The following is a 24,069-nucleotide window of genomic DNA, read 5'->3' on the forward strand; positions in this document are numbered from 1 at the left end:
TCAGAAGCGCAGTTGCAGGTAGCGCAGCGGCGCCAGCCAGCGCGGCGTCGCCGGGCCGAAGGCCAGGGCCTTGGCCAGGTACCGACGCAGGCGCCAGTAGGAGCCGTGCTCGCTGCCCTTGGCCACGGCGCGGGCGGTGCGGAAGTGCGCCACCGCGACCTGGCTGTTGCCGGCGTGAAGCGCAGCGGCGACGCCTTCCAGCAGGTGCTGCATGCAACGGAAGAAGGGCCGCGGCTCCGCCCCCTGCAAGCGCTCCAGCCAGGTATCCAGGGCCGCCATGTCGCCAGCCATGGCGGCATCGAAGCCCAGCCAGACCATGGCATCGTGGTTCTGCGGGTCGCGCTCCAGGGACAGCCGCGACACCGCCGCCGCGCGCGCATCCAGCTTGCGCGCACGCATGCCCAGCGCCAGGTTGTCCAGGCCCCAGGCCGGCGCCTCCGGGTGCTGCTCCCAGTCGGCGAGCCAGTCGAACATCATTTCGTAGCGATCCTGGTTGACCATCGCGTAGCTGGCCATGCCCCAGATCACGCCATCGCTGCGGATCGTCTCGCGACAGGCTTCGAGGGCATCCACCAGCAGCCGGTTGGCGTTCTTGCGGTTGGCCAGCAGTTCCAGCATGGCGTGCTTGCCGGCGTGCTGCGGGTCGTTTTCCAGCAGGCGCAGGAAGCCCTTCCACAGCGAGCCGGGCATCCAGCGGGCATCCTCGCGGCGCAGCCATTGCAGCGCGGCGCCATGGTGCAGGGAGCCATCGGCGACACCGGCGTCGAGGGTTTCCTGCAGGTCCTTGTCCTGCTCGGGCCGCTCGAGGATCTTCAGCACCTCGCCCCAGGCGTCGATGCAACCATGGTCGCGGCACAGGGGTTCCAGCACCCGGCGCTTGAGCGCCTGATCGCCGCGGGGCACGGCGAAACGCAGGGCGCGGATCAGCACCGAGGGCTGGCTCGATGCCTCCAGCAACCGCTCCAGCACCGCGCGCGTGGCCTCCCCCGTACCGTGCTTGAGCAGCAGGTCGAACTCGTGGAGGCCGGCGAAGGTGTAGCAGGCGTCCAGCTGGTAGGCGCGGCTGAAGGACGGCAGCGCCTCTTCGCCCTTGCCGTCGAGCCACAGCGCGTGGCCGAGGAAACCGTGGGCGATGGCCTGCCGGGGTTCCAGGCGCACCATCTCCCGGGCCGACTCCACGTAGGCGGCGTATTCGCCGGCGTCGTCCTGCCAGTCGGCCAGGGTGCGCCACCCTTCGAAGAAGGCCGGTTGGCGCTCCAGCAGTTGGCGCATCTCGGCCATGGCGCTGGGCAGGTCCTGCTCCTGGCGGGTGGCGCGGGGCCCGAACAACGCCAGTTCGGGGGGCGTTCCGCCGCCCCAGCAGGGTGCCGCCAGCAGCTGGCGCAATTCGTCGTAGCGCTGGGCTTCCAGCAGCCCTTCGGCCAGCTGGGTATTGGCACTGCGATGGCGCGGGTTCAGCTCCAGGGCACGACGCAGGGCCGGCTCCTTCGCCTCGAAGCCTTCCTCCTGTTCGGCCAGGGCCAGCCAGGCATCCGGGTCGCCGGCGCGCAGGCGCGTCAGCTCGCGGGCCAGTTCCAGGGGGCGCCCGGGCGTTTCCAGGGCGGCGCTGTAGCGGCGCAGCTGGTTCCAGACCCAGCCGTTGCCCGGCTCCTCGCGCAGCACCTTCTCCGCCTCGAGGGCGCCTTCGGCGGGGTTGTCGCGCTCGCCCAGCACATAGCCCAGGTAGGCACGCAGTTCGGTGTTGTCGGGAGTGCGGGCGAGCACGCTGCGCAGCAGGCTTTCGGCCTCCTCCAGGTCTGTGCCCTCGTCCAGCAGGCTTTCGACGTAGAGGCGCACGCTGCGCGTCCACAGCGGGTTGATGCGGAAGCTCCCGCGCAGGGTCTCGCGGCACTCGGCGTACTGCTTCTGGCTGCTCTGCAGCTGGGCCCGTTCCAGGGCCAGGCGCGGCATCAGCGGGAAGCGTTCGATGGCCGACTGCAGCAGGGTCTCGGCCTGCTCCACCTGCCCCATCTCTGCCTGCTGGGCGGCGACCACCACCCACAGCTGCCAGAGGTCGGGGCGCTGTTGCAGGGCTTCGCTCAACTGCTCCAGCAACACCTGCGGTTCCAGCAGCCTGCGCGCCTGGTCCGGGTAGGCGAGCCAGCCGTCGCCGAAGGTCACCTGGGCCACCAGTTGGCGATGGATGAAGTCGAGGCTATCCAGGGCTTCGGCCTGGTCGGTGCAGGTTTCCAGCAGCATGTTGCCGGCGTAATCGTTATCGGCAGAGCGCTCCAGCGCCTCGCGGAAGGCCTCACGGGCGGCCTCGCGCTGGCCAGCCTGGAGCTGCACGAAGCCCCGGGTGGAATAGCTGCTGGAGCTGCGCGGGTCGGTGCGCCGGGCCCGCTCGCAGAATTCCAGGGCTTCCTCATGGCGCCCCAGGCGTGCCAGGGTCACCGCCAGCTCGCGGATCGCCCAGGCGTATTCCGGGTGGCTGGCCAGTAGCCGGCGCAGGGCCGCTTCGGCATTCTCCAGGGAGTGGCGCTGGGCGCGCTCCACCGCCAGTTCGGCGATGCCGCAGTGATGGGGGAAGCGCTCGGCCAGTGCGGTGACGTACGCGTCCACCGCCTCTTCGCCGGCGCTCTGGCGCAGCAGTTGCACCTGCATGCGGTGCAGGCTCATGTTCAGCGGGTCCAGCTCCACCGCTTCGCGGCACCAGGCCAGGGCGCGCTGCGGGTCGCCATCGCTGCGCTGGCTGTGCAGCACGGCGGCGCGCAGCCAGGTGCCGCGGCGGCTCACCGGCTCGGCGCGGCGCAGCATCGCCTCGTTCAGTTCCAGCTCGCCATGGCGGCCGTAGAAGTCGGCAAGGTTGAGCAGCAGGGCCGGGTCCTGGGGGCGGCGCTCCACGGCCTGCTCGAGAATCTGCCGGCATTGCAGCGGGTCGGAGAGTTCCTCGATGAACTCGCAGAGGGTCAGGGTCGGGCCGGCGGCCAGGGCACCGAGACGCACCTGGCGCTGGCGCAGGAACTCCAGCCCCGCCTCGGTGCGGCCGAGGCAGCGCAGGGCGCGGAAGTACTGGCTGCTGTAGCCCTCGTTGGTGTCGTGCAGGCAGGCGGCGATGCGGTACAGCTCGCAGGCCTGCTCGCGGCTGCCTTCGTTCCAGCGCAGGCTGGCCAGCTCGTTCCAGGCCTGGGCATGCCCCGGGGCCTGGCGCAGGGCACGGCCCAGCAGCTGCCGCGCGGTTTCCAGCTGGCTGCCGTCCTCCACCAGCAGGCCGGTGTAGCGCACCAGGATGCCGGCATCGCTCCAGCGCCCCTGGCAATGGCCGGCGAGCCAGTCCAATTGCTGCTCGCGGGCATGCAACTGGGCCAGGGAGGTGGACTTGGAGAGGATCAGGTTGGCGTCATCGGGGAAGCGTTCGAGCAACGCTTCGGTGGCCTCCAGCACCTGGGCCTCGCGGCCGTCGTACCAGCCCAGGGCGCGCTGGCCCTGGAGGGTCAGGCGGTGTTCGGGCGCGTGCTCGCGCAGGGCCTCGAAGGCGGCCAGGGCGGCTTCGCGGTCGTGCACTTCCAGGGCGCTGACCAGGCGGTAGTAGAGGTCCCAGGTCGCATGCTCCGGCAGCTCCAGGCCGTCCAGGCGATGGGCTTCCTCGGGCGGCAGCAGGAGCAGGCCACGGGGCCCGGACGCGCGCTGGGTCTCGTACAGGCCCTCGGCGATGCTCTCGCCGAACTGCGCCTGGCCGGGGTCGCGGATGAGCACAGTGCCACGGGGCTCGTCATAGCCCACCACCGCCTGCAGGTGGCCGCTGCCGGTGTACTGCAGCGACAGGGTGAAGGGCAGGCCGCGGTCGATCAGCGCGCGGCTGGTGGCCCAGTCCACGGTGAACTCGCGCACCAGCCAGCCATTGCGCTCGGCCCAGGCACGCTCGGCCTGGTAGGAGGTGCCGTCGTAGCAGATCTCCTCGGCCACCTCCAGGTGCGCCACCGGGCGACCCCAGTAGGTGGACAGCGCGGTCAGGGTGGCGGGGACGCAGGTCATGTGGTGCTGGCGGATGAAGGTCACCGGCAGCAGGACGCGTCCGCCCTTCGGTTCCGCCAGGCGCTCGGCGACCATCGTGTAGAAGGGGCTCTGCGCCTCCAGGGCGAGAGCCCGGCCCCTCTCGTGGTCACCGCGCAGGCAGGCGATGTCGCAGCGACGGCCGGCGTACCAGCCGCGCATGCCTTTCTCCAGCAGCAGCGCCAGCGCCAGGGAGCGCTCGATCAGGCGCTCGGCCTCATCCAGTTCGCCCCGTTCGATCAGCAGGTCGATCAACTGCGCGCAGAGTCCGGCGCTCTCCATCCGCTGGGTGCCGTCCAGCAGGCGCGCACGGGCGGCGTCTTCGCGTCCCAGCTGCAGTTCGAGCTGGGCGGCCTGCAGGGTCGCGGAGCGGAAGCCGGGCAGCATCGCCAGGGCGCGCTCGCAGAGGTCCAGCGCTTCGGCGTAGCGGTCTTCCTGCTCCAGGCTGTAGGAGCGTTCCACCAGCAACCAGGGGTCGGTGGTGCCCAGTTGCATGGCCGCATCGTGCAGTTCGGCGCTGCGGCCGAAGTCCCGCAGCAACGCCCGCAGGTACCCCTGGAACGACAGCCACTCGGCGCGCAGCCCGGGCTCTTCGGGCAGCCAGTCGGCGAAGCGCTGGAGGAATTCCCAGGCGCGGTACTGGCCACGGCGGGCGAGCAGGAAGCGGGCATAGCGCAGGCGCGACTCGGCGGCCTCCGGGTAGCGGCGATAGCCGAGCCAGGCCAGGGCATCCCCCAGGCGCGGGGCCCCCAGTTGCCCGGCGAGGCGCGAGGCCAGCGCCATGGCGGCCGCTCCGCGCCAGTGGCGGTAGTCGCCGAACTCGGCGGCCCGGGCATGGGCCTGGAGGAACAGGCCGCGGTCGGCCAGGGCTTCGAGGGAAAGGATCAACTCGGCATCGAGCGCATGGGAGGGCGTATCGAGGATCAGGCCGGACATCGGAACCATCCTTGGTCATTGCAGCGGAAATGGCGTCACTTTAGGGAGACACTGACTCGGCAACAAGCGATCGGGTCACAAGGCCCCTCATCCCGGCCGAGGCTGAGGTAAACTCTGCGGCCTATCGGGCGAGCCACCGGCGCGCCCTTATCCACAGCTTCACAGGTACGCCCATGCCGATCCGCCACTGCATCGTCCACCTCATCGACAAGAAGCCCGATGGCAGCGCCGCCGTGCTCCACGCACGCGACAGCGAGCTGGGCGAATCCAAGGCCATCGAAAACCTGCTGGCCGACCTCAACGAAAGCTACAACGCCAAGCAAGGCAAGGCCTGGGGCCTGTTCCACGAGGAATCCGGCGCCTACCCGTTCAGCGGCTGGCTGAAGGAATACATGGAAGGCAGCCGCGACTTCACCGCCTTCAGCCGCGAGGCCGTGGCGCACCTGCAGAAGCTGATGGAAGAGTCCAACCTCTCCACCGGCGGCCACGTGCTCTTCGCCCACTACCAGCAGGGCATGACCGACTACCTGGCCATCGCCCTGCTGCACCACAGCGAAGGCGTCACCGTCACCGACGCGCTGGACCTGGCGCCGGCCCGCCACCTGGACCTGGGCCAGCTGCACCTGGCGGCGCGCATCAACATCTCCGAGTGGCGCAACAACGCCCAGTCGAAGCAGTACATCTCCTTCATCAAGGGCAAGAACGGCAAGAAGGTCTCGGATTACTTCCGTGACTTCATCGGCTGCCAGGAAGGCGTAGACGCGCCGAGCGAGACCCGCACCCTGCTCAAGGCCTTCAGCGACTTCGTCGAGCACGAGGACTTCGCCGAGGAACAGGCCCGCGAGAAGACCAAGACCCTGGTGGACTACGCCAGCACCCAGGCCAAGCTGGGCGAGCCGATCACCCTGCAGGAGCTGTCCGGGCTGATCGACGAAGACCGCCCCCGCGCCTTCTACGAACACATCCGCAACAAGGATTACGGCCTGTCGCCGGAAATCCCGCCGGACAAGCGCACCCTCAGCCAGTTCCAGCGCTTCACCGGCCGCGCCGAGGGCCTGTCCATCAGCTTCGAGGCCCACCTGCTGGGCTCGAAGATCGAATACGACGAAGGCCGCGACATGCTGATCATCCGCCAGGTCCCGACCCAGTTGAAGGACCAGCTCAAGCGCCGCAAGGACTGAGCGAAGGTGCAAACGAAAAAGCCCGGCTAGATGCCGGGCTTTTTTGTGCGCCTGCGGATCAGCGCGCTTCGATGCGGAAGCCCACACGGGGGAAGTGCACGTGCACCACGCCGGCGCGCTCGTCCTCGCGACGCAGGATCAACTCCTCGCGGCCGGCGAACACCAGTTCGCCTTCCACCGGGTCGACGCCATAGTCGGTGGCGGCGATGGCCACCTTCTGCCCGGCGGTGAAGCCGTTGATGTCGAAGAAGGGCTCATCCGGCAGCGCCGCGGGTTCGGCGGCGCGGGCAATCTCGATGGCGTCGGCGGCGCTCAGCTCGCTGGAGGCGCCATGGCCGAAGCCGAGCACGCGGCCCAGCCAGGCGGCGACCGCCGGGTAGTCGTCCACCAGCGGCGCGGTGACCGGGGTGGCCTTGAGGAACCACAGGCAATGGGCCAGGGAGAAGTCGGCCATGCTCGGCTCGCCGAAGAGGAAGTCACCCTCCTCGCGGCCCAGCTGCTGCTCCAGGCGGGCCATGAAGGTCGGCCAGTTGTGTTTGGCCACCTCGGCCGGCAGGCGCGCGGCGGTGCCGCCGCTGAACAGCCCAGCGCGGTCGGCGATGAAGGCCTTGATCGCCTCCGGCGGCAGCTTGCCGAAGCGCACGGCGATGGATTCGGGCTGGAACACCAGGCTCACCGCGTGCTGGAAGATCACCGAATCCACCCAGTGGCAGAAGCTCGCCACGTTGAATTCCTGGCCCGCCGGGATCAACGCCGGCACGGCCTTCTCCGCCTCCAGGCGGCGGGCGATCAGCGCGGTGTCGCAGTAGATGTCGGCGCCGATCTGCAGCACCGGGGTCTTGCGGTAGCCGCCGGTCAGGGGCATCAGGTCCGGCTTGGGCATCAGCGGCGGAATGTGCACCGAACGCCAGGACAGCTGCTTGAAGCCCAGCAGCAGGCGCGCCTTCTCGGCGAAGGGGGATGTGGGGTAGTGGTGCAGGATCAACTCGTGCATGGCGGGCTCCGTATCGTTCTTGTTCAGGCTGGGCAGCTTAGCCGCCCCAGGGTTCAGGGCCTATCCGCTGGCGCTGATGGCGTGCTATCAGCCGCGGCTATTTAGTAGCGCCGGGCCAGCGTCTGGGCCGGGCTGGAATGGAAGCAGCGCGCCCAGGCTCGGCTACCGTCAACCGGCATCCGAAAGCTCGCGCAACGCGGCAGTGGCGAGAAAGCCGGACCGTGAGGCGTAGCGGGCGTCCTTACTCACGCGCTCATCGATCCGCTGCAGAAGGTTCTCCGGCAGGGTGGCATTGAAGCGTACGGCCTTGCCTAGGTAGGGCGTCACGTCGAACTCAACCACCGCCCACACGCCGCCGGCAAAGTCGGGATTACCAATGTGGACGTCAATCTGCTGCGCTTGAGGCAGTGCCTCGCCATCCGCCACCAGGCCTTCGAAGTGAAGGGCAAGCGCCTCCTTCACGTTCTCCAGGGCTTCCGCCACGGTAGCGCCCGCAGAGAAACAACCCGGCACGTCCGGCACGGTTACGCCGTAGTCAGAGTCAGGGTCCTTATGCAGAACGAGGGGAAATTTCATGGTGTTTACACTCCGTGTGTTGCGAAGCGATGGCCTCAGAGAAGGCCGGCTTGTTTCAGGATGCTGCGTACCGTCCCTATGGGTAGATCACTCTTGGGGTGTGGGACCGTGACCCGTCCCGGTTTATTCGGGTGCTTGAACTGATGGTGACTGCCTTTCACCTCCACCTCGTACCACCCATCCTCCTTGATCTTCTCTATCACCTCACGACTGCGCATCGTGGCCTCCCTAGGCGCATAGTGTGTACCGTACACACGAAATATAGGACGCGCAATGAAAACACACAGGATACGCACGAATCCGTGGCTGTGATTTCGTCCCCCGTAGCCGATACCGCCACGGGCCAGCGGCGGCGCTGGCCTGCCCCGGGCTCAGGGCCTATCCGCTGGCGCTGATGGTGCAGCGATGTACGCCTTGGCCAGCGCTTCCTTGGCGGCCTTGCGCAGGTTCTTGATGGCGCGCTCGCGGCGCAGGGCATCGCCCTTGCCCGGGCATTCCTCGATATAGACCAGCGCCTCGGCCGGGCTGGAGTGGAAGAAGCGCGCGCCCTTGCCGCTCTGGTGCTGGGCGAAGCGGCGTTGCGGGTCGTCGCTGATGCCGCAGTAGAGCGCGCCATTGGCGGCCCGCACCAGGTAGACGAACCAGGGCCGTGGTGGTGGAGCCTCGCTCATGCCCAGGCCACCTCGCGCATGCGCTGGCAATAATCCACCAGGTGCGGGTACTCGCGGGCGAGGCGGTTGAGCGGGGTTTCCAGGGTGCACTGCACCAGGTTGGCCAGCAGCCCGTAGGCGGAGGCATCGGCGCTGCAGGGGCGCTCGCCGCCGAAGAAGGCACTCGTGCCGAGCAGGTCGGTGAGGCCCTGGAGGTCCTCGCGGGCGAACACCAGCAGGTCTTCACGATCGTGACGGCCAAGGCCCTGGGCCAGCAGGTCACGGCGGACCTTGCGTCGCACCAGCGCCGGGATCAGGCGCTGGGCCACGGGCCCGAGGTTGCCGAAGAAGGCCTGGCGGGTCTGCTGCCAGCCCTCCTCCTCCAGCCAGCGGAAGTACACCAGCAGCCAATAGAGGTGCTCGTCGCAGACGCGGGTGACGGCCAGGGCGCGGCCACGGCCGGCGTCGTCGAGGTGGTCGTCCAGGGAGAGTTGCAGGCGCTCGGTGAGCACCCGCTGGATGATCGCGGTATCGGCGATCAGCTCGCCGTCGAAGTCGATGTAGGGCAGCTTGCACTTGGGGCCGCGCCGAGGGTCCATCAGGGTTTGCGCCTGGTACTGCACGCGCGCCAGGCGCAGGAAGGTCTCCAGCTTGAGGCAGAAGGGGCTGGCGTTGGGCACATCGAACCCGGCGGGAAACTGGAACAGCCTGATCATGATGGATACCGGCAAGAGAGTCGCCGGCGAGCTTAGGCAAAATTGCGCGGCGCAGCCACCCGCCGATGATCGGGCCGCGCCCCGCCCGCTTCAGCGCTGGGCGCGGAACGCCGCCAGGCCCCGGGCCGCCTGCTGGCGGATGGCGCTCTGCACCGGCGGCAGCCAGCCCAGCAGCAGGCCCTTGGTGCCCAGCGCCTGGCGGGCCCAGCGCCAGAGGTCGAAGCTGTCGCGGTGCTCGACGATCAGGCCGTTCTCGAAGCGGAAGCGCGCCTCGATGCGGTTGACCACGGTGCGCCCGGTCTGGCTGAACAGGTAGGTGGCGACCCAGCGCGCACGGCCTTCGTGCTCATCGGCCTCGACGCCGTCGAAGGTCAGGGAGAAGGCCTGGGCGCGGCTGGCCAGCATGCGCCACATGTCCGCCGCCTCGGCACCACGCAGGTCGGTGAACACCGGGTCGGCGAAGCGCACGTCGGCGGCGTAGCAGCCGGCCATGGTCTCGGCGTCCAGGACCTGGAAGGCGCGATAGAAGCGTTCGATGAGGGCAGCGTTGGGATGGCTCATGGCGATGCTCGTGGCGATTGGGATGAGGAGAGTATCGACGGCTTTCCGCCCGGCGGCGATTGGCTGCATCGCCATCTTTGTGGCAATAATCGCCACCTTCCTGTTCGAGACACCGCCGATGATCCGCATCGCCCTGCTGGTCTGCCCGCAAACGGTCTGCTCCAGCCTGGCCATGGCCGACGACGCCTTCCGCCTGGCCAACACCCTGGCGGGCGAGGCGCTGTTCGAGGTGCTGCGGGTCAGCCGCGACGGCCAGCCGGTGGACCTGGGCATGGCCAGCGTCCGCGTCGACGGCGACCTGGCCCTGGCCGCCGAGGCACAACTGGTGATGCTGCCGGCCACCGGCAGCGCGGTGGAGCGCAGCATCACCGGCAATCCCGACCTCTTGCACTGGCTGGCACGGCGCTCTGCCACCCAGCAGGTGGCCAGCCTGTGCAGCAGCGCCTTCCTTCTCGGCGCCGCCGGCCTGCTCGACGGCCGCCGCGCCACCACCCACTGGGCGCTGGCCGGTGCCTTCCGCCAGCGCTTCCCCCAGGTGCGCCTGCAGCCCGATGAGCTGCTCACCGAGGACGGCAACCTGTTCTGCTCCGGTGGCGCCCAGGCCGGGCTCGACCTGTGCCTGCACCTGATCGCCTGGCACGGCGGCGACTGGCTGGCACAACGGGTGGCCGGTGCCCTGGTGTTCGACCGCGAGCGCGGCCGCCAGTCACGCTTCACCCCGCTGCTGCCGGACGTGCCGGGAGATGCCCAACTCGGCCCGCTGCTGGCCTGGATGCAGCGCCACCACGCCGAGCCCATCGATCTCAAGGGCCTGGCCGAACGCGCCCACTGTTCGACCCGCACCCTGCTGCGGCGCTTCCGCACCGCCACCGGCCTGACCCCGAACGACTACGTGCAACGCCTGCGCATCGCCGCCGCTCAATCCGCCCTGCGCAACCCCTCCCGCTCCCTGGAGCAAGTGGCGCAGCAGGTGGGCTACAGCGACCGCGCCACCTTCGCCAAGCTGTTCAAGCAGCTCTGCGGGGAAACACCAGGGGCCTTCCGCCGGCGCCTGCGGGAACAGGCGTGATCCGCGTTATGCCCTTGTAGACTCCACCGCGTGGGTTTCGCCAAGCTCTACCCACCCTACGAAAGCGCCACCTGCGTGCTGGGTGGGTGCGCACATCAATGTGAGGATTCGAGCGAAGAAAGTTGGAGCAGCCGCCAAACGCCCCTTCCCAGGAGGCCGAGCGAATCGTCGTGGAAGGGGTTGAGCGACATGGATGTCGCGAGAGCCGCGATGGGCCAGGGATGGCCCTTCGCGGCGTGCCCCTGGAACGATGATGGAGCGAGGGAAGTCTGGCTTCAGCCAGACCCGTATGGAGGGGCAAGCTCTTTTGGTTACTTTTGGAGCGACTGCTGTATAGACCGAGGACATAGCTGACAGGTGTACGGAGACATGGTTGACACTTTCCGGCGAGCTGCCTTGCCGGGGATCCATACCATGCCTTGGAATACGAGAGACGCCATGAGCTTGAAAGAGGAATTCATTGCGTTGGCCTTACAGCCTGACAGCAACAGGCGAGAACTGTGCCGACGCTTCGGTATCAGCCCGCAAACGGCTTACAAGTGGCTTAAGCGATACGAACAGAGCGGGAGAGATGGCCTGCACGAGAAATCCCGCCGGCCGCTCAATAGCCCCAAGCGGACCCCTCCCGCGCTGGAAACGGAGGTGGTTGCGTTGCGTCAGGCGCATCCTGCGTGGGGCGGACGCAAGATCAGCCATGTCCTTAACTGCGGTATTGCCCCCAGCACTGTGACTAACGTCCTGCACCGCCATCTGCTGATCCTGCCGCCCGAAAAGGAAGCCAAGAAGCCCTGGCAGCGCTTCGAGCACGAGGCCCCCAATGACCTCTGGCAGATGGATTTCAAGGGCTACTTTCCGACCCAGCAAGGCCAGTGTCATCCGTTGACGGTTGTGGATGACCATTCCCGCTTCAACCTGGCGATCCAGGCCTGCGCCAATGAGCGCAAGGAAACGGTTCAGGAAAAGCTGAGTGAAGTCTTCCGCCGCTATGGTTTGCCTGCCCGAATCAACACAGATAACGGCTCCCCTTGGGGCTCGCCACGTAATCCGGGTGAACTATCCGAGCTGGGTGTTTGGCTGGTCCGGCTGGGCATTCGCCTGAGCTTCAGCCGGCCTTACCATCCACAAACCAATGGCAAAAACGAGCGCTTTCATCGCGCGCTCAAAGCTGAAGTACTCAAGGGAAAGCACTTTCACGACTTGATCGAAGCCCAGGCTGCTTTCGATCAATGGAGGGAGATCTACAACCTTCAACGGCCCCACGAAGCGCTGGGCTATCAGGTTCCCATGGAGCGATACCGCACAAGCCCCTGGCCATTTCCAGAAAAACTGGAGGACTTCGAATATGCCCTGGATGACGAAGTGACAAAGGTTTATCACAGCCGATTCCGCTTTAGAAAACACTACTTCCGCATCGCCAAGGGGCTTGCTGGGCACCTGATCGCTATACGTCCCAGGCCTGAAAGCGAGGTGTTGTACGACGTGTACTTCTGCCATCAATTTCTACGAACTATCGACCTGAACAACCCTGACTACGGACCATAATGTGTCAACCATGTCCCCGCACATGTGTCCACCATGTCTCCGGTCTATACAGAGCGACTGCGAAAAGTGACTCGCCCGGGGGGGGGGGGGGGCGAAACCAGAAGGCACAGCAAAGCTCGAGAATCAGCTGAGCTCGAATTTTCCAACGACACCTATTGCTTACATCGCCCTTGAAATCCCCCCGTCGGAAATGAAAAGGGGCCCGAAGGCCCCTTTCCGTATCGCGCTGGCAATCAGTGCAGAATCTGCCCGAGGAACAGCTTGGTGCGCTCGTTCTGCGGGTTGTCGAAGAAGGCGTTGGGTTCGTTCTCTTCGACGATCTCGCCCTTGTCCATGAAGATCACCCGGTCCGCCACGGTGCGGGCGAAGCCCATCTCGTGGGTCACGCAGAGCATGGTCATACCGTCCTGGGCCAGGCCGACCATGGTGTCGAGCACTTCCTTCACCATCTCGGGGTCGAGGGCGGAGGTGGGTTCGTCGAACAGCATGATCTTCGGCTTCATGCACAGGGCACGGGCGATGGCCACGCGCTGCTGCTGGCCACCGGAGAGCTGGCCGGGGAACTTGTTGGCCTGCTCGGGGATGCGCACGCGCTCCAGGTAGTGCATGGCGATTTCCTCGGCCTTGCGCTTGGGCAGCTTGCGCACCCACATGGGTGCCAGGGTGCAGTTCTGCAGCACGGTGAGGTGCGGGAACAGGTTGAAGTGCTGGAACACCATGCCCACCTCGCGGCGGATCGCCTCGATCTGCTTGAGGTCGTTGGTCAGCTCGGTGCCGTCGACGATGATCCGCCCCTGCTGGTGTTCTTCCAGGCGGTTGATGCAGCGGATGGTGGTCGACTTGCCGGAACCGGACGGGCCGCAAAGCACGATGCGCTCGCCCTGCCTGACGTTCAGGTTGATGTCCTTGAGCACGTGGAACTGCCCGTACCACTTGTTCACGCCCTGCAGCTGGATGATCGGCGCAGCGGCGTCTTTCTGGATGGCTTCACTCATTCGAATCTCTCTCCTAACGCTTGTGCCCGGTGTTCAGCTTCTGTTCGAGGCGCATGGAATAGCGCGACATGCTGAAGCAGAAGATCCAGTAGACCAGGGCGGCGAATACGTAGCCTTCGGTGGACATGCCCAGCCATTTCGGGTCGGTGGTCGCCTGCTTGATGCTGTTGAGCAGGTCGAACAGGCCGATGATGATCACCAGGCTGGTGTCCTTGAACAGGGCGATGAAGGTGTTGACGATGCCGGGGATGACCATCTTCAGGGCCTGGGGCAGGATCACCAGCGCGGTGCTGCGCCAGTAGCCCAGGCCGAGGCCGGCGGCGGCTTCGTACTGGCCCTTGGGGATGGCCTGCAGGCCGCCACGGACCACTTCGGCGATGTAGGCCGCCTCGAAGAAGATCACCATCACCAGCGCCCGCAGCAGCTTGTCGAGGTTCATGCCTTCGGGCAGGAACAGCGGCAGCATCACCGAGGACATGAACAGCACGGTGATCAGCGGTACGCCACGCCAGAACTCGATGAAGGTCACGCAGATGACCTTGATCGCCGGCAGCTTCGAACGCCGTCCCAGCGCCAGCAGGATGCCCAGGGGCAGCGCGCCGACGATGCCGACATAGGCGATCACCAGGGTCAGCATCAGGCCGCCCCAGCGGCTGGTCGACACCTCCTGCAGACCCAGGCCGCCATGCAGCAGCCAGAAGGCCACCAGCGGGTAGATCACCAGGAAGCCGATGCCGTAGAAGGCCTTGTGCGGGGTGCGTTTGATGAACAGCGGCGCCACGCCGATGATCGCCAGCCACACGGTGACATCCACCCGCCAGCGCAGCTCGCTGGGGTAGAAGCCATACATGAACTGACCGAAGCGTTGCTGGATGAACACCCAGCAGGCGCCTTCGCCGGTGCAGTCGGCGCGGGTGCTGCCGCTCCAGGTGGCGTGGATGAAGGCCCAGTTGAGGATGGGCGGGATGATCAGCCACAGCAGGTACAGCGACAGTGCGGTGAGCACCACGTGCAACGGGCTGGCGAACAGGTTATGACGCAGCCAGGCGACCGGGCCCACCACTGTGCTGGGTGGCGGCTGGTCGGGCTTGAAGGTATGCGATGTCATGTCAGTGCCCTCACCGCTCGATCAGCGCGATGCGCTTGTTGTACCAGTTCATCAGCAGGGAAATGCTGATGCTGATGGCCAGGTAGACGCTCATGGTGATGGCCATGACCTCGATGGCCTGGCCGGTCTGGTTGAGCGTGGTACCGGCGAACAGCGAGACCATGTCCGGATAGCCGATGCCGGCCGCCAGGGACGAGTTCTTCGCCAGGTTCAGGTACTGGCTGGTGAGCGGCGGAATGATCACCCGCAGGGCCTGGGGCACGATGACCAGGCGCAGCGTCTGCCCGGGGCGGATGCCCAGGGAATGCGCCGCTTCGGTCTGGCCGTGGCTGACCGACTGGATGCCGGCCCGCACCGTCTCGCCGATGAAGGCGGCGGTGTAGATCGACAGCGCCAGCATCAGCGCGATCAGTTCCGGGATCACCACCCAGCCACCGCGGAAGTTGAAGCCGGTCAGTTGCGGCACTTCCCAATGGAAGGGGCTGCCCATCACCAGGGCGGCGAGGCTGGGCAGCACCACCAGCAGGGCGAGGGTGCTCAGCAGTACCGGGAAGCGCTGGCCGGTGGCATGGCGCCGCGCCCGGGCCCAACGCCACACCAGCACACTGGCGACCAGCGCCACCACGACGGCGATCAGGAAGGACCAGAAGCCGTCGGCCATGGTGGGCGACGGCATGTACAGGCCACGGTTGTTGATGAAGAAGGTGTCACCGAAGCTCATGCTCTGCCGCGGGCCCGGCATGGGCAGCATCACGGCGAAGTACCAGAAGAAGATCTGCAGCAGCGGCGGGATGTTGCGGAAGGTCTCGATGTAGACGGTCGCCAGCTTGCGAATCAGCCAGTTGGGCGAAAGCCGCGCGACACCGAGAATGAAGCCGAGAACGGTCGCCAGGATGATGCCGACCACGGTCACCAGCAGGGTGTTGAGCAGGCCGATGAAGAAGACGCGCCCGTAGGTGTCGCTCTCCTTGTAGTCGATCAGGTGCTGGGAGATGCCGAAGCCGGCGCTCTGGTCGAGGAAGCCGAAGCCGGAGATGATCCCGCGCTTTTCCAGGTTGACCTGGGTGTTGTGGAAGAGGAACCAGCCGAACGCCACGACGGCGACTACGGCGATGATCTGGAATAGCCACGCGCGCGTCTGCGGGTCGGTCAGGACCGATCCACGGACACGCGGGGCTTGGGAAGTTTTCTGCATGACAGCCCTCGTCGGTTGGAACTGGACGCTACCGCCCGCATCCGCGGGCGGTAGCGTGGTGGGTCAGCGCACCGGCGGTGCGTACTGCAGACCACCCTTGTTCCACAGGGCGTTGAGACCGCGCTCGATCTTCAGCTCGCTGCCGGCACCGACGTTGCGATCGAAGATTTCGGCGTAGTTGCCGACTTGCTTGATGATCTGCACCGCCCAGTCTTTCGGCAGCTTCAGATCCTTGCCGAAGTCGCCTTCAGCGCCCAGCAGGCGGGCCACGTCCGGGTTCTTGGTGGACTTGGCGGTTTCCACGACATTCTTCGAGTCGATGCCGAGCTCTTCAGCGTTCAGCTGGGCGAACAGGCTCCAGCGCACGATGTCGAACCACTCCTCGTCACCCTGGCGAACGGCTGGGCCGAGGGGTTCCTTGGAGATGACTTCCGGCAGCACCACGTACTCGTCCGGCGCGGCCAGCTTGATGCGCTGGGCGTACAGCTGCGACTGGTCGGAGGTCAGCACGTCGCAACGGCCGGATTCCAGCGACTTGGCGCTCTCGTCGGAGGTGTCATAGGTGATGGGGGTGTACTTCAGGCCGTTGGCGCGGAAGTAGTCGGCCAGGTTCAGCTCGGTGGTGGTACCGGCCTGGATGCAGACGGTGGCGCCATCGAGTTCCTTGGCGCTGGAAACGCCGAGCTTCTTGTTCACCAGGAAGCCCTGGCCGTCGTAGTAGGTCACGCCGGTGAAGTTCAGGCCCATCGCCGCGTCGCGGGAGCTGGTCCAGGTGGTGTTGCGGGAGAGGATGTCCACTTCGCCGGACTGCAGCGCGGTGAAGCGCTCCTTGGCGGTGAGCGGGCTGAACTTGACCTTGCTCGCATCACCGAACACAGCCGCTGCTACAGCGCGGCAGATGTCGACGTCGATACCTTTGTATTCGCCCTTGGAGTCGGCGTAGGAAAAGCCCGGGAGGCCGTCACTGATGCCGCACTGCACGTAGCCTTTCTTCTTGACCGCATCCAGGGTGGCGCCCGCCTGAGCGAAGCCGCTGACACCGAGAACAGCTGCCGCAGTCAGCACAGCCAGGGTGGATTTCACCATCTTCATCAAAACCTCCAGTTGCTTTTTTTTGTGTTGGAGTCTCGGTCCTACCGCCGTACCCTCGTGAGGCAGGTTCAACCGCGCGAGGCGTCGGTCAACCGGGGAATCGGACCTAAGGAAGAAGTCTAGTTGGCGCCGCTCCGCGCGCCAGCTGCCCTCTTCCTCGCCCATTGGTCGAATGGGCTGGAGACGGATTTTCGACCACCTTCACGAAGAAAACGTGCCAGCGATCGTTTGCAAGGTATCGATCTGCATCGACGCCCAACCCGTTGAGCGACCTGCGAAGTGTTACCGCCGCGCAGGCCGTCTGTAAGTCTGCTGCTGGTTAGCAAAGGCCGTACCAGCACAGTGCCCGTACGCCGCTTCCGACAGGTCAATAGGGAAAGTTTTATTGGTGCGACATATTTTTCACTGATAGACCCCATCATCGCCCCGCGCAAGCACCACTTTGGTGCGAACGCCCCAAACTGGAGCCACACATGAGTAATCCGTTGATTCTGGAGCCCACACAGACGGCCGATGCGTGCGTCATCTGGTTGCACGGATTGGGGGCGGACCGCTACGACTTCCTGCCGGTGGCCGAAGCGCTACAGGAGGTGCTCGACAGCGCCCGCTTCATCCTGCCCCAGGCCCCCACGCGCGCCGTCACCATCAATGGCGGCTACGCCATGCCTTCCTGGTACGACATCCTCGCCATGAGCCCGGCCCGGGCCATCGACCAGGCCCAGCTGGAACAGTCGGCGCAAAGCGTGATCGCCCTGATCGAAGCCCAGCGCGATGCCGGCATCGACCCGGCGCGCATCGTCCTCGCCGGCTTTTCCCAGGGCGGCGCGGTGGTACTGCACACCGGCCTGCTGCGCTGGGAAGGTCCGCTGGGCGGGGTGCTGGCGCTGTCCACCTATGCGCCGACCTTCGGCGACACCCTGGCGCTGCCGGATACAAAACTACAACTGCCGGTTTTCTGCCTGCATGGCACCTTCGACGACGTGGTGCCGCTGGCCATGGGCCGCGCCGCACACGACAAGCTCGCCGCCGCCGGCGTTCCGGTGCAGTGGCAGGACTACCCGATGGGCCACGAGGTGCTGCCGGAGGAAATCCGTGACATAGGCGCCTGGCTGAGCGCTCGGCTGACCCGTTGATCCGCCCACCCACAACAAGAATTGGCCATGACCCAGACTCCCGTACCGCCCATTACCTCCCTGCGCGATATCGAGCTGATCGAACAGGTCTCGCTGCAGCAACGCGGCATGCCGGACAGCACCTACGCGCTGATCCGCCAGAGCGCCCAGCGCACGCCGGACGCCATCGCCATGACCTTCCTCATGCAGGGCAGCGCCGACGAGGCCCCCTGGCAGCTGAGCTACGCCGAGCTGCTGGCCCAGGTCACCCGCACCGCCAACGCCTTCCACCGCCTGGGCCTGCGCCCGGGCAAAGCGGTGTCCTTCCTGCTGCCCAACCTGCCGCACACCCACTTCACCCTCTGGGGCGGCGAAGCGGCGGGCATCGTCAACGCCATCAACCCGCTGCTCGATCCCGAGCACATCGCCGAACTGGTGCGCGCCTCGGATTCCGAAGTGCTGGTGACCCTGGCGCCCTTCCCCGGCACCGACCTGTGGGACAAGGTGGCTTCTCTGCGCGATGAACTGCCGGGCCTCAAGGCCATCGTCACGGTCGATTTGGCCAACTACCTGCCCGAGCCCCAGCGCAGCGGCATCAAGGCCCAGCGCGGCGCCCTGCCGGAAGGCGTGCTGGACTTCGACGAACTGATCGCCGGCTGCCCCGCCGACCACCTGGAAAGCGGCCGTGTCATCGCCCCCGACGACATCGCCTCGTATTTCCACACCGGCGGCACCACCGGCACGCCGAAGCTGGCGCCGCACAGCCACCGCAACGAGGTGGCGATGGCGATGATCCTCGCCTACACCATCAACCTCGGCCCGGACGACGTGACCCTCTGCGGCCTGCCGCTGTTCCACGTCAACGGCGTGATGGTCACCGGCCTCGCCCCGTTCTTCGCCGGCGCCCAGGTGCTGCTGGCCACGCCCCAGGGCTACCGCAACACTGCGCTGATCCAGAACTTCTGGACGATCATCGAGCGCTACAAGGTGAGCTTCTTCAGCGGCGTGCCCACTATCTATGCCGGCCTGCTGCAGGTGCCCAGCGAGGGCTACGACCTCTCCAGCCTGCGCTACGCCCTGTGCGGTGCGGCGCCGATGCCGGTGGAGCTGATCCGCCAGTTCGAGGCCAAGACCGGCCTCACCCTGATCGAGGGCTACGGCCTCACCGAAGGCACCTGCGGCAGCTGCGGCAACCCCAGCGCGGGCGAGCGCCGCCCGGGCTCCATCGGCCTGCGCATGCCCTACTGCGACGTAGCGATCAAGGTGCTGGACGAGCAAGGCGGCTTCCTCCGCGACGCGCGGGCCAACGAGATCGGCAACGTCTGCCTGCGCGGCATCACCGTGTTCAAGGGCTACCTGCAGGCCAGCAAGAACGCCGGCATCTGGGTGGACGGCGACTGGTTCAACACCGGCGACCTGGGCCGCATCGACGCCGACGGCTATATCTGGCTCACCGGGCGCAGCAAGGACCTGATCATCCGTGGCGGCCACAACATCGACCCGCAGATGATCGAGGAAGCCCTGCACGGCCACCCCGCCGTGGCCATGGCCGCTGCGGTCGGCAAGCCCGACGAGAAGGCCGGCGAGCTGCCGGTGGCCTATGTCCAGCTCAAGCCCGGCATGCAGGCCAGCGAGGCCGAACTGCTGGCCCACGCCGGCGCCCATGTGCCGGAACGCGCGGCAGTGCCCAAGGACGTGTGGATCATCGACGCGCTGCCGGTCACCGCGGTGGGCAAGACCTTCAAGCCGACCCTGCGCCACGACGCCATCCGTCGGGTCTTCGAAGACGTCCTGGCGCCCCTGGCACCGGGGCTGAGCGTCGAAGTGCGTGCCGACGACCGCCACGGTCAACTGGCCCATATCCGGGTGCCCGACCTGCACGAGAACCGCCGTGCCGACCTGGAGCAGCGCCTGGCCGGTTTCGCCGTGCGCTACGAGCTGCACCCGCACCTCTGAGGCGCGCAGCTCCCGGCCTCGCGCCGGGAGCTGACCCGCCCCGCAAGGCCCGTTCCAGGGCCTTCGCCGTCGCCTCGAACGAGACCACCTCCGCAGAAATGCACATTGTCCGACAACATTGGCCGGGAATGTGACGCGCTATGGTTTTCCAAACCACTGGTCGGCCTACCTTGCGGCAAGCATTGAAAGCCGTTGGGGGCGGGCATAAGGTCGATAACGGTTTTCAACGCAAAGACATGGAGTGTTTTGCGATGCCACCTCCCCAAGTTGCCCTAGTTGCTATCCAGGTCAGATGTAGCCCATGAAGAATGCGCACTGGCAGGCCGATCTGCAGCTGCTCAAACGCCAGCGACTGTTCCAGAACGTCGCCGCCAACAGCCTGCAGCAGGTTCTGCAGGAGTTCGCCGCCTGCGACCTGGAAAAAGGCGAGATCCTGCTCTCGCCCTTCAACCGCAACCAATACCTCTACCTGCTGCTCGACGGCCAGTTGCAGGTGTACCTGGGCTCCCTCGACAACCAGCCGATGTCCACCCTGGAAGCGGGCGACTGCGCGGGTGAAATCAGCTTCATCGACAACGACCACCCCTCCGCCTACGTGGTGGCCACCCAGCCGAGCACCGTACTGCGCCTGCACCGCGAGGCGCTGTCGAAGCTGTTCCAGCAATCGCCGCAGATGATGCAGAACCTGCTGGAGCTGCTTTGCGACCGGGTGCGCACGGGCAACCGGATCATTCTCGACACCGAGCAGAACGCCAACGTCGACACCCTCACCGGGCTCTACAACCGGCGCTGGCTGGAACATATCTACGAGCGCGAAAACACCCGCTGTGCCTTCAACGGCCAGCCCATGTGCCTGCTGATGCTCGATGTCGATCACTTCAAGGCCTACAACGACCGCCACGGCCACCTGGCCGGCGACTACGCCCTCTGCCTGGTGGCCCACACCCTGCGCAACCAGTTGCGGCCGAAGGACAGCATGGCCCGCTTCGGGGGCGAGGAATTCGTCATCCTGCTGCCGGAAATCGCGGTGGAGGAAGCGCGCAGCATCGGCGAGCGCCTGCGCCAGAGCCTGGAGCAGGTGCCCTCCTTCTATTCACCGGTGGGGATACTGCCGGGGGTCACGGTGTCCATCGGACTGACCCAGATGCAACCCAAGGACGACCTGCAGGACCTCATCGCCCGCGCCGACGCTGCCCTCTATAAGGCCAAGATGCAGGGACGTAACTGCCTTAACGGCTGAGCCCTGCTGCAGCGAGCCGGCGGCCTTGCTAGAGTTCCCGGCCACTACAACAACGAAGCCCGGATGCTCCCTCAATGCGCAAACTCCTGATCCTGCTGGTACTGGTCGTGATCGGCCTGGCGGTGTTCTTCAGCCTGCCCAGCGTCCTCGACCGGAAGATGAACAGCGTCGAATCCCCAGCGCCCTATGTCGCCAGCGAAGCGGCCAACAAGCTGCACGAGAAACTCTTCATCGCCGACCTCCACGACGACGCCCTGCTCTGGCAACGCGACCTGCTGGAGCGCCATGACTTCGGCCACAGCGACCTGCCGCGCCTGCTGGAAGGCAAGGTCGCCCTGCAGGTGTTCTCCACCGTCACCAAGACCCCGCGCGGCATCAACTACGACAGGAACGACGACGACAGCGACAACATCACCGTGCTCGCCATGGCCCAGCGCTGGCCGCCGCGTACCTGGACCAGCCTGCTGGAGCGCGCGCTGTACCAGGGTGAGAAACTCGCCGCAGCCGCCAAGGGCAGCGACGGCAAGCTGGTGCAGGTGCGCACCCGCGCCGATTTCGAAACCTTCATCGCCGCCTGGAAGAAAGACCCCAATCGCGTCGCCGCCATCCTCGCCACCGAAGGCCTGCACCCGCTGGAAGGCAAGATCGAGAACGTCGACCGTCTGTATGACGCCGGCTTCCGCATCACCGGCCTGACCCACTTCTTCGATAACGAAGTCGGCGGTTCCGCCCACGGCATGGAAAAGGGCGGCCTCACCCGCTTCGGCCGCCGCGTGGTGGCCCACCTGGAAGAGAAGAAGATGATCATCGACCTGGCGCACGCCTCCCGCGCGCTGATCGACGACGTGCTGGAAATGGCCGAGCGCCCGGTGCTGGTCTCCCACGGCGGCGTCGAAGGCACCTGCCCCGGCCCGCGCAACCTCAGCGACGACCACGTCAAGCGCATCGCCGCCACCGGTGGGGTGATCGGCATCGGCTACTGGGAAACCGCCGTGTGCGACACCTCGGTCAAGGCCATCGTCAAGGCCATCCGCTACACCAGCGACCTGGTGGGCGTCGAGCACGTGGCCCTCGGCTCGGACTTCGACGGCACCATCCACGCCCCCTTCGACACCACCGGCCTGGCCCAGCTGACCCAGGGCCTGCAGGAAGCCGGCTACAGCGAAGGCGACATCGCCAAGATCATGGGCGGCAACGTCCAGCGCCTGCTCCTGGCCAGCCTGCCCAGCGAATAACCCCCGCCCCACGCCGCCCCGACACCGGGGCGGCGCCCCCCTACCCCGCGCAACGCCCGGAACAGAGCGGCCGGCCACGGCAAAACGCCAGGGCACTTCGCCGCGATCACATCTTGCTTTACACTGGCGCCCGTTCATTCCTTAACCAATCGACGAGATGACCGTGCTCAAAGCACTCAAGAAAATCTTTGGCAAGGGCGAAGAGCCCACTTCCGGCGTCGCCCCGACTGCCCCGGCCACCCAGGCCCCGACTCGCTCCGCTAGCGAGAGAACCCCCGCCCAGCCCAAGAAGGCGCCGCGCGCCCCGGCTGAGAAACCCGCCGCCGCTGTTGCCGCCACCGCTACCGAGCAGGCCCCCCGCGCCGAGAAGAAACCCCGCAGCGACAAACCCAGGTCCGACAAGCCCCGCCGTGAGCGTGCGCCCAAGCCGGTAGACACCTGGAAGCTGGAAGACTTCGTCGTCGAACCCATGGAAGGCAAGACCCGCTTCCATGACTTCAAGCTGTCGCCGACCCTGATGCACGCCATCCATGACCTGGGCTTCCCCTACTGCACGCCGATCCAGGCGGGCGTACTGGGCTTCACCCTCAAGGGCCAGGACGCCATCGGCCGCGCCCAGACCGGCACCGGCAAGACCGCCGCCTTCCTCATCTCGATCATCACCCAGCTGCAGCAGACCCCGCCGCCGAAAGAGCGCTACATGGGCGAGCCCCGTGCGCTGATCATCGCGCCGACCCGCGAGCTGGTGGTGCAGATCGCCAAGGACGCCCAGGCCCTGACCAAGTACACCGGCCTGAACGTCATGAGCTTCGTCGGCGGCATGGACTTCGACAAGCAGCTCAAGCAGCTGGAATCGCGCTTCTGCGACATCCTCGTGGCCACCCCCGGCCGCCTGCTGGACTTCAACCAGCGCGGTGACGTGCACCTGGACATGGTCGAAGTGATGGTGCTGGACGAAGCCGACCGCATGCTCGACATGGGCTTCATCCCCCAGGTCCGCCAGATCATCCGCCAGACCCCGCACAAGGGCGAGCGCCAGACCCTGCTGTTCTCCGCCACCTTCACCGACGACGTGATGAACCTGGCCAAGCAGTGGACCGTCGACCCGGCCATCGTCGAGATCGAGCCGGAGAACGTCGCCAGCGAGACCGTCGAGCAGCACGTCTACGCCGTTGCCGGCAGCGACAAGTACAAGCTGCTCTACAACCTCGTCGCCCAGAACAACTGGGAGCGGGTGATGGTCTTCGCCAACCGCAAGGACGAAGTGCGCCGCATCGAAGAGCGCCTGACCAAGGACGGTATCAGCGCCGCCCAGATGTCCGGCGACGTGCCCCAGCACAAGCGCATCAAGACCCTGGAAGGCTTCCGCGAAGGCAAGATCCGCGTACTGGTCGCCACTGACGTCGCCGGCCGCGGCATCCACGTCGACGCCATCAGCCACGTGATCAACTTCACCCTGCCGGAAGACCCGGACGACTACGTGCACCGCATCGGCCGTACCGGCCGTGCCGGCACCAGCGGCACCTCCATCAGCTTCGCCGGCGAGGACGACGCCTTCGCCCTGCCGCCGATCGAAGAACTGCTGGGCCGCAAGATCAACTGCGAAACCCCGCCCGCCGAGCTGCTCAAGTCGGTGCCGCGCAAGCACTGATCGCAGCTGCCACGCACAGAAAAGGCGAAGCCCCCGGGCTTCGCCTTTTTCATTTCTACCCCTGTAGATCAGCAGGCGCGGGGTGGGCGTTGGGTAGGCCGGGCGGCGCTCCGCTTCAGCCCACCGCTTCTCCTTTCCTATAGCCCCCCTCCGGCCCCACCCAAAGATTTTCACCCAAGCGTCATTTCCTTGCGCCCCGTCGCCCGCCTATTGCCGATCAAGACAATA

At 66.4% G+C, this 24,069-nt stretch carries 19 protein-coding genes; 8 read left to right on the top strand and 11 right to left on the bottom strand.

All coding sequences use genetic code 11. From position 1 onward, the window contains the following. Positions 1-4,968, bottom strand: a complete 4,968-nt coding sequence (locus tag PI990_RS26065) for a tetratricopeptide repeat protein (protein ID WP_271658917.1) — start codon at positions 4,966-4,968, stop codon at positions 1-3. A 173-nt stretch (positions 4,969-5,141) separates the two neighbouring features. Here PI990_RS26065 and yejK point away from each other — a divergent pair, with 173 nt between their 5' ends. Next, entirely contained in the window at positions 5,142-6,149 is a 1,008-nt protein-coding gene (gene yejK / locus PI990_RS26070; protein WP_271658918.1) for a nucleoid-associated protein YejK, read from the top strand. A gap of 58 nt (positions 6,150-6,207) precedes the next feature. On the opposite strand, the gene PI990_RS26075 is transcribed toward yejK, so the two are convergent. The 6 genes from PI990_RS26075 to PI990_RS26100 form a co-directional block, all read right to left on the bottom strand. Continuing rightward, complete coding sequence (locus PI990_RS26075) at positions 6,208-7,143, bottom strand: glutathione S-transferase family protein (RefSeq protein WP_021220875.1); 936 nt, start codon at positions 7,141-7,143, stop codon at positions 6,208-6,210. A 168-nt stretch (positions 7,144-7,311) separates the two neighbouring features. Further along, positions 7,312-7,719 (bottom strand): type II toxin-antitoxin system HicB family antitoxin, encoded by a 408-nt coding sequence (locus PI990_RS26080; protein ID WP_184487483.1) that lies wholly within the window; start codon positions 7,717-7,719, stop codon positions 7,312-7,314. Between the two features lie 35 nt (positions 7,720-7,754). After that, the gene (locus PI990_RS26085) at positions 7,755-7,937 is read right to left on the bottom strand and encodes a type II toxin-antitoxin system HicA family toxin (protein WP_184487482.1); all 183 of its coding nucleotides are present in this window, start codon (positions 7,935-7,937) and stop codon (positions 7,755-7,757) included. A gap of 153 nt (positions 7,938-8,090) precedes the next feature. Further along, positions 8,091-8,390, bottom strand: coding sequence for a GIY-YIG nuclease family protein (locus tag PI990_RS26090; protein ID WP_271658919.1), 300 nt, complete (start codon positions 8,388-8,390; stop codon positions 8,091-8,093). Next, positions 8,387-9,085, bottom strand: a complete 699-nt coding sequence (locus PI990_RS26095; protein ID WP_271658920.1) for a glutathione S-transferase family protein — start codon at positions 9,083-9,085, stop codon at positions 8,387-8,389. The genes PI990_RS26090 and PI990_RS26095 overlap by 4 nt, the downstream gene beginning before the upstream one ends. A gap of 90 nt (positions 9,086-9,175) precedes the next feature. After that, on the bottom strand, positions 9,176-9,646 hold the full coding sequence (locus PI990_RS26100) for a nuclear transport factor 2 family protein (protein WP_271658921.1): 471 nt from the start codon (positions 9,644-9,646) through the stop codon (positions 9,176-9,178). A gap of 118 nt (positions 9,647-9,764) precedes the next feature. On the opposite strand from PI990_RS26100, the gene PI990_RS26105 reads away from it, so the two are divergent. Both PI990_RS26105 and PI990_RS26110 read left to right on the top strand, forming a co-directional pair. After that, the gene (locus PI990_RS26105) at positions 9,765-10,715 is read left to right on the top strand and encodes a GlxA family transcriptional regulator (RefSeq protein ID WP_271661357.1); all 951 of its coding nucleotides are present in this window, start codon (positions 9,765-9,767) and stop codon (positions 10,713-10,715) included. A gap of 414 nt (positions 10,716-11,129) precedes the next feature. Beyond that, the gene (locus PI990_RS26110) at positions 11,130-12,257 is read left to right on the top strand and encodes an IS481 family transposase (RefSeq protein ID WP_265170506.1); all 1,128 of its coding nucleotides are present in this window, start codon (positions 11,130-11,132) and stop codon (positions 12,255-12,257) included. Positions 12,258-12,490: 233 nt separating this feature from the next. Here the strand turns inward: PI990_RS26110 and PI990_RS26115 are convergent, their stop codons facing one another. From PI990_RS26115 to PI990_RS26130, 4 genes are all read right to left on the bottom strand, one after another. Beyond that, a complete protein-coding gene (locus PI990_RS26115; protein ID WP_021220881.1) occupies positions 12,491-13,252 on the bottom strand; it encodes an amino acid ABC transporter ATP-binding protein in 762 nt (253 codons plus the stop codon). Between the two features lie 13 nt (positions 13,253-13,265). Beyond that, positions 13,266-14,360 (bottom strand): amino acid ABC transporter permease, encoded by a 1,095-nt coding sequence (locus PI990_RS26120; protein ID WP_021220882.1) that lies wholly within the window; start codon positions 14,358-14,360, stop codon positions 13,266-13,268. Between the two features lie 10 nt (positions 14,361-14,370). Beyond that, positions 14,371-15,555: an amino acid ABC transporter permease gene (locus PI990_RS26125; RefSeq protein ID WP_271658922.1), complete on the bottom strand. Its 1,185-nt coding sequence runs from the start codon at positions 15,553-15,555 to the stop codon at positions 14,371-14,373. Between the two features lie 63 nt (positions 15,556-15,618). Continuing rightward, positions 15,619-16,647 (bottom strand): amino acid ABC transporter substrate-binding protein, encoded by a 1,029-nt coding sequence (locus PI990_RS26130; protein ID WP_021220884.1) that lies wholly within the window; start codon positions 16,645-16,647, stop codon positions 15,619-15,621. A 473-nt stretch (positions 16,648-17,120) separates the two neighbouring features. Between PI990_RS26130 and PI990_RS26135 the strand changes: the two genes are divergently transcribed. From PI990_RS26135 to rhlB, 5 genes are all read left to right on the top strand, one after another. Then, positions 17,121-17,780 carry an alpha/beta hydrolase gene (locus PI990_RS26135; RefSeq protein ID WP_031288254.1) on the top strand — a complete coding sequence of 220 codons (660 nt, stop codon included), beginning with the start codon at positions 17,121-17,123 and terminating at the stop codon, positions 17,778-17,780. A gap of 27 nt (positions 17,781-17,807) precedes the next feature. Next, complete coding sequence (locus PI990_RS26140; RefSeq protein ID WP_271658923.1) at positions 17,808-19,715, top strand: acyl-CoA synthetase; 1,908 nt, start codon at positions 17,808-17,810, stop codon at positions 19,713-19,715. A gap of 301 nt (positions 19,716-20,016) precedes the next feature. After that, positions 20,017-20,955 (top strand): GGDEF domain-containing protein, encoded by a 939-nt coding sequence (locus PI990_RS26145; RefSeq protein ID WP_271658924.1) that lies wholly within the window; start codon positions 20,017-20,019, stop codon positions 20,953-20,955. Positions 20,956-21,029: 74 nt separating this feature from the next. Further along, positions 21,030-22,190, top strand: coding sequence for a dipeptidase (locus PI990_RS26150; RefSeq protein WP_021220888.1), 1,161 nt, complete (start codon positions 21,030-21,032; stop codon positions 22,188-22,190). A gap of 163 nt (positions 22,191-22,353) precedes the next feature. Then, positions 22,354-23,841, top strand: a complete 1,488-nt coding sequence (gene rhlB, locus PI990_RS26155; protein ID WP_271658925.1) for an ATP-dependent RNA helicase RhlB — start codon at positions 22,354-22,356, stop codon at positions 23,839-23,841. The last annotated feature ends 228 nt before the right edge of the window (positions 23,842-24,069 follow it).

Origin of the sequence: Pseudomonas sp. TUM22785 (assembly GCF_028198105.1) — a bacterium.
In the GTDB taxonomy this organism is placed as follows: domain Bacteria; phylum Pseudomonadota; class Gammaproteobacteria; order Pseudomonadales; family Pseudomonadaceae; genus Metapseudomonas; species Metapseudomonas solani.

What these genes read in the sequence shown, in the direction of transcription:
- PI990_RS26130 (WP_021220884.1), bottom strand. Translation starts at nt 16,647, where the DNA reads ATGAAGATGGTGAAATCCACCCTGGCTGTGCTGACTGCGGCAGCTGTT.
- PI990_RS26145 (WP_271658924.1), top strand. Translation starts at nt 20,017, where the DNA reads ATGAAGAATGCGCACTGGCAGGCCGATCTGCAGCTGCTCAAACGCCAG.
- PI990_RS26115 (WP_021220881.1), bottom strand. Translation starts at nt 13,252, where the DNA reads ATGAGTGAAGCCATCCAGAAAGACGCCGCTGCGCCGATCATCCAGCTG.
- PI990_RS26135 (WP_031288254.1), top strand. Translation starts at nt 17,121, where the DNA reads ATGAGTAATCCGTTGATTCTGGAGCCCACACAGACGGCCGATGCGTGC.
- PI990_RS26105 (WP_271661357.1), top strand. Translation starts at nt 9,765, where the DNA reads ATGATCCGCATCGCCCTGCTGGTCTGCCCGCAAACGGTCTGCTCCAGC.
- PI990_RS26140 (WP_271658923.1), top strand. Translation starts at nt 17,808, where the DNA reads ATGACCCAGACTCCCGTACCGCCCATTACCTCCCTGCGCGATATCGAG.
- PI990_RS26095 (WP_271658920.1), bottom strand. Translation starts at nt 9,085, where the DNA reads ATGATCAGGCTGTTCCAGTTTCCCGCCGGGTTCGATGTGCCCAACGCC.
- PI990_RS26100 (WP_271658921.1), bottom strand. Translation starts at nt 9,646, where the DNA reads ATGAGCCATCCCAACGCTGCCCTCATCGAACGCTTCTATCGCGCCTTC.
- PI990_RS26075 (WP_021220875.1), bottom strand. Translation starts at nt 7,143, where the DNA reads ATGCACGAGTTGATCCTGCACCACTACCCCACATCCCCCTTCGCCGAG.
- PI990_RS26110 (WP_265170506.1), top strand. Translation starts at nt 11,130, where the DNA reads ATGCCTTGGAATACGAGAGACGCCATGAGCTTGAAAGAGGAATTCATT.
- PI990_RS26085 (WP_184487482.1), bottom strand. Translation starts at nt 7,937, where the DNA reads ATGCGCAGTCGTGAGGTGATAGAGAAGATCAAGGAGGATGGGTGGTAC.
- PI990_RS26090 (WP_271658919.1), bottom strand. Translation starts at nt 8,390, where the DNA reads ATGAGCGAGGCTCCACCACCACGGCCCTGGTTCGTCTACCTGGTGCGG.
- PI990_RS26065 (WP_271658917.1), bottom strand. Translation starts at nt 4,968, where the DNA reads ATGTCCGGCCTGATCCTCGATACGCCCTCCCATGCGCTCGATGCCGAG.
- PI990_RS26080 (WP_184487483.1), bottom strand. Translation starts at nt 7,719, where the DNA reads ATGAAATTTCCCCTCGTTCTGCATAAGGACCCTGACTCTGACTACGGC.
- PI990_RS26125 (WP_271658922.1), bottom strand. Translation starts at nt 15,555, where the DNA reads ATGCAGAAAACTTCCCAAGCCCCGCGTGTCCGTGGATCGGTCCTGACC.
- yejK (WP_271658918.1), top strand. Translation starts at nt 5,142, where the DNA reads ATGCCGATCCGCCACTGCATCGTCCACCTCATCGACAAGAAGCCCGAT.
- PI990_RS26150 (WP_021220888.1), top strand. Translation starts at nt 21,030, where the DNA reads ATGCGCAAACTCCTGATCCTGCTGGTACTGGTCGTGATCGGCCTGGCG.
- PI990_RS26120 (WP_021220882.1), bottom strand. Translation starts at nt 14,360, where the DNA reads ATGACATCGCATACCTTCAAGCCCGACCAGCCGCCACCCAGCACAGTG.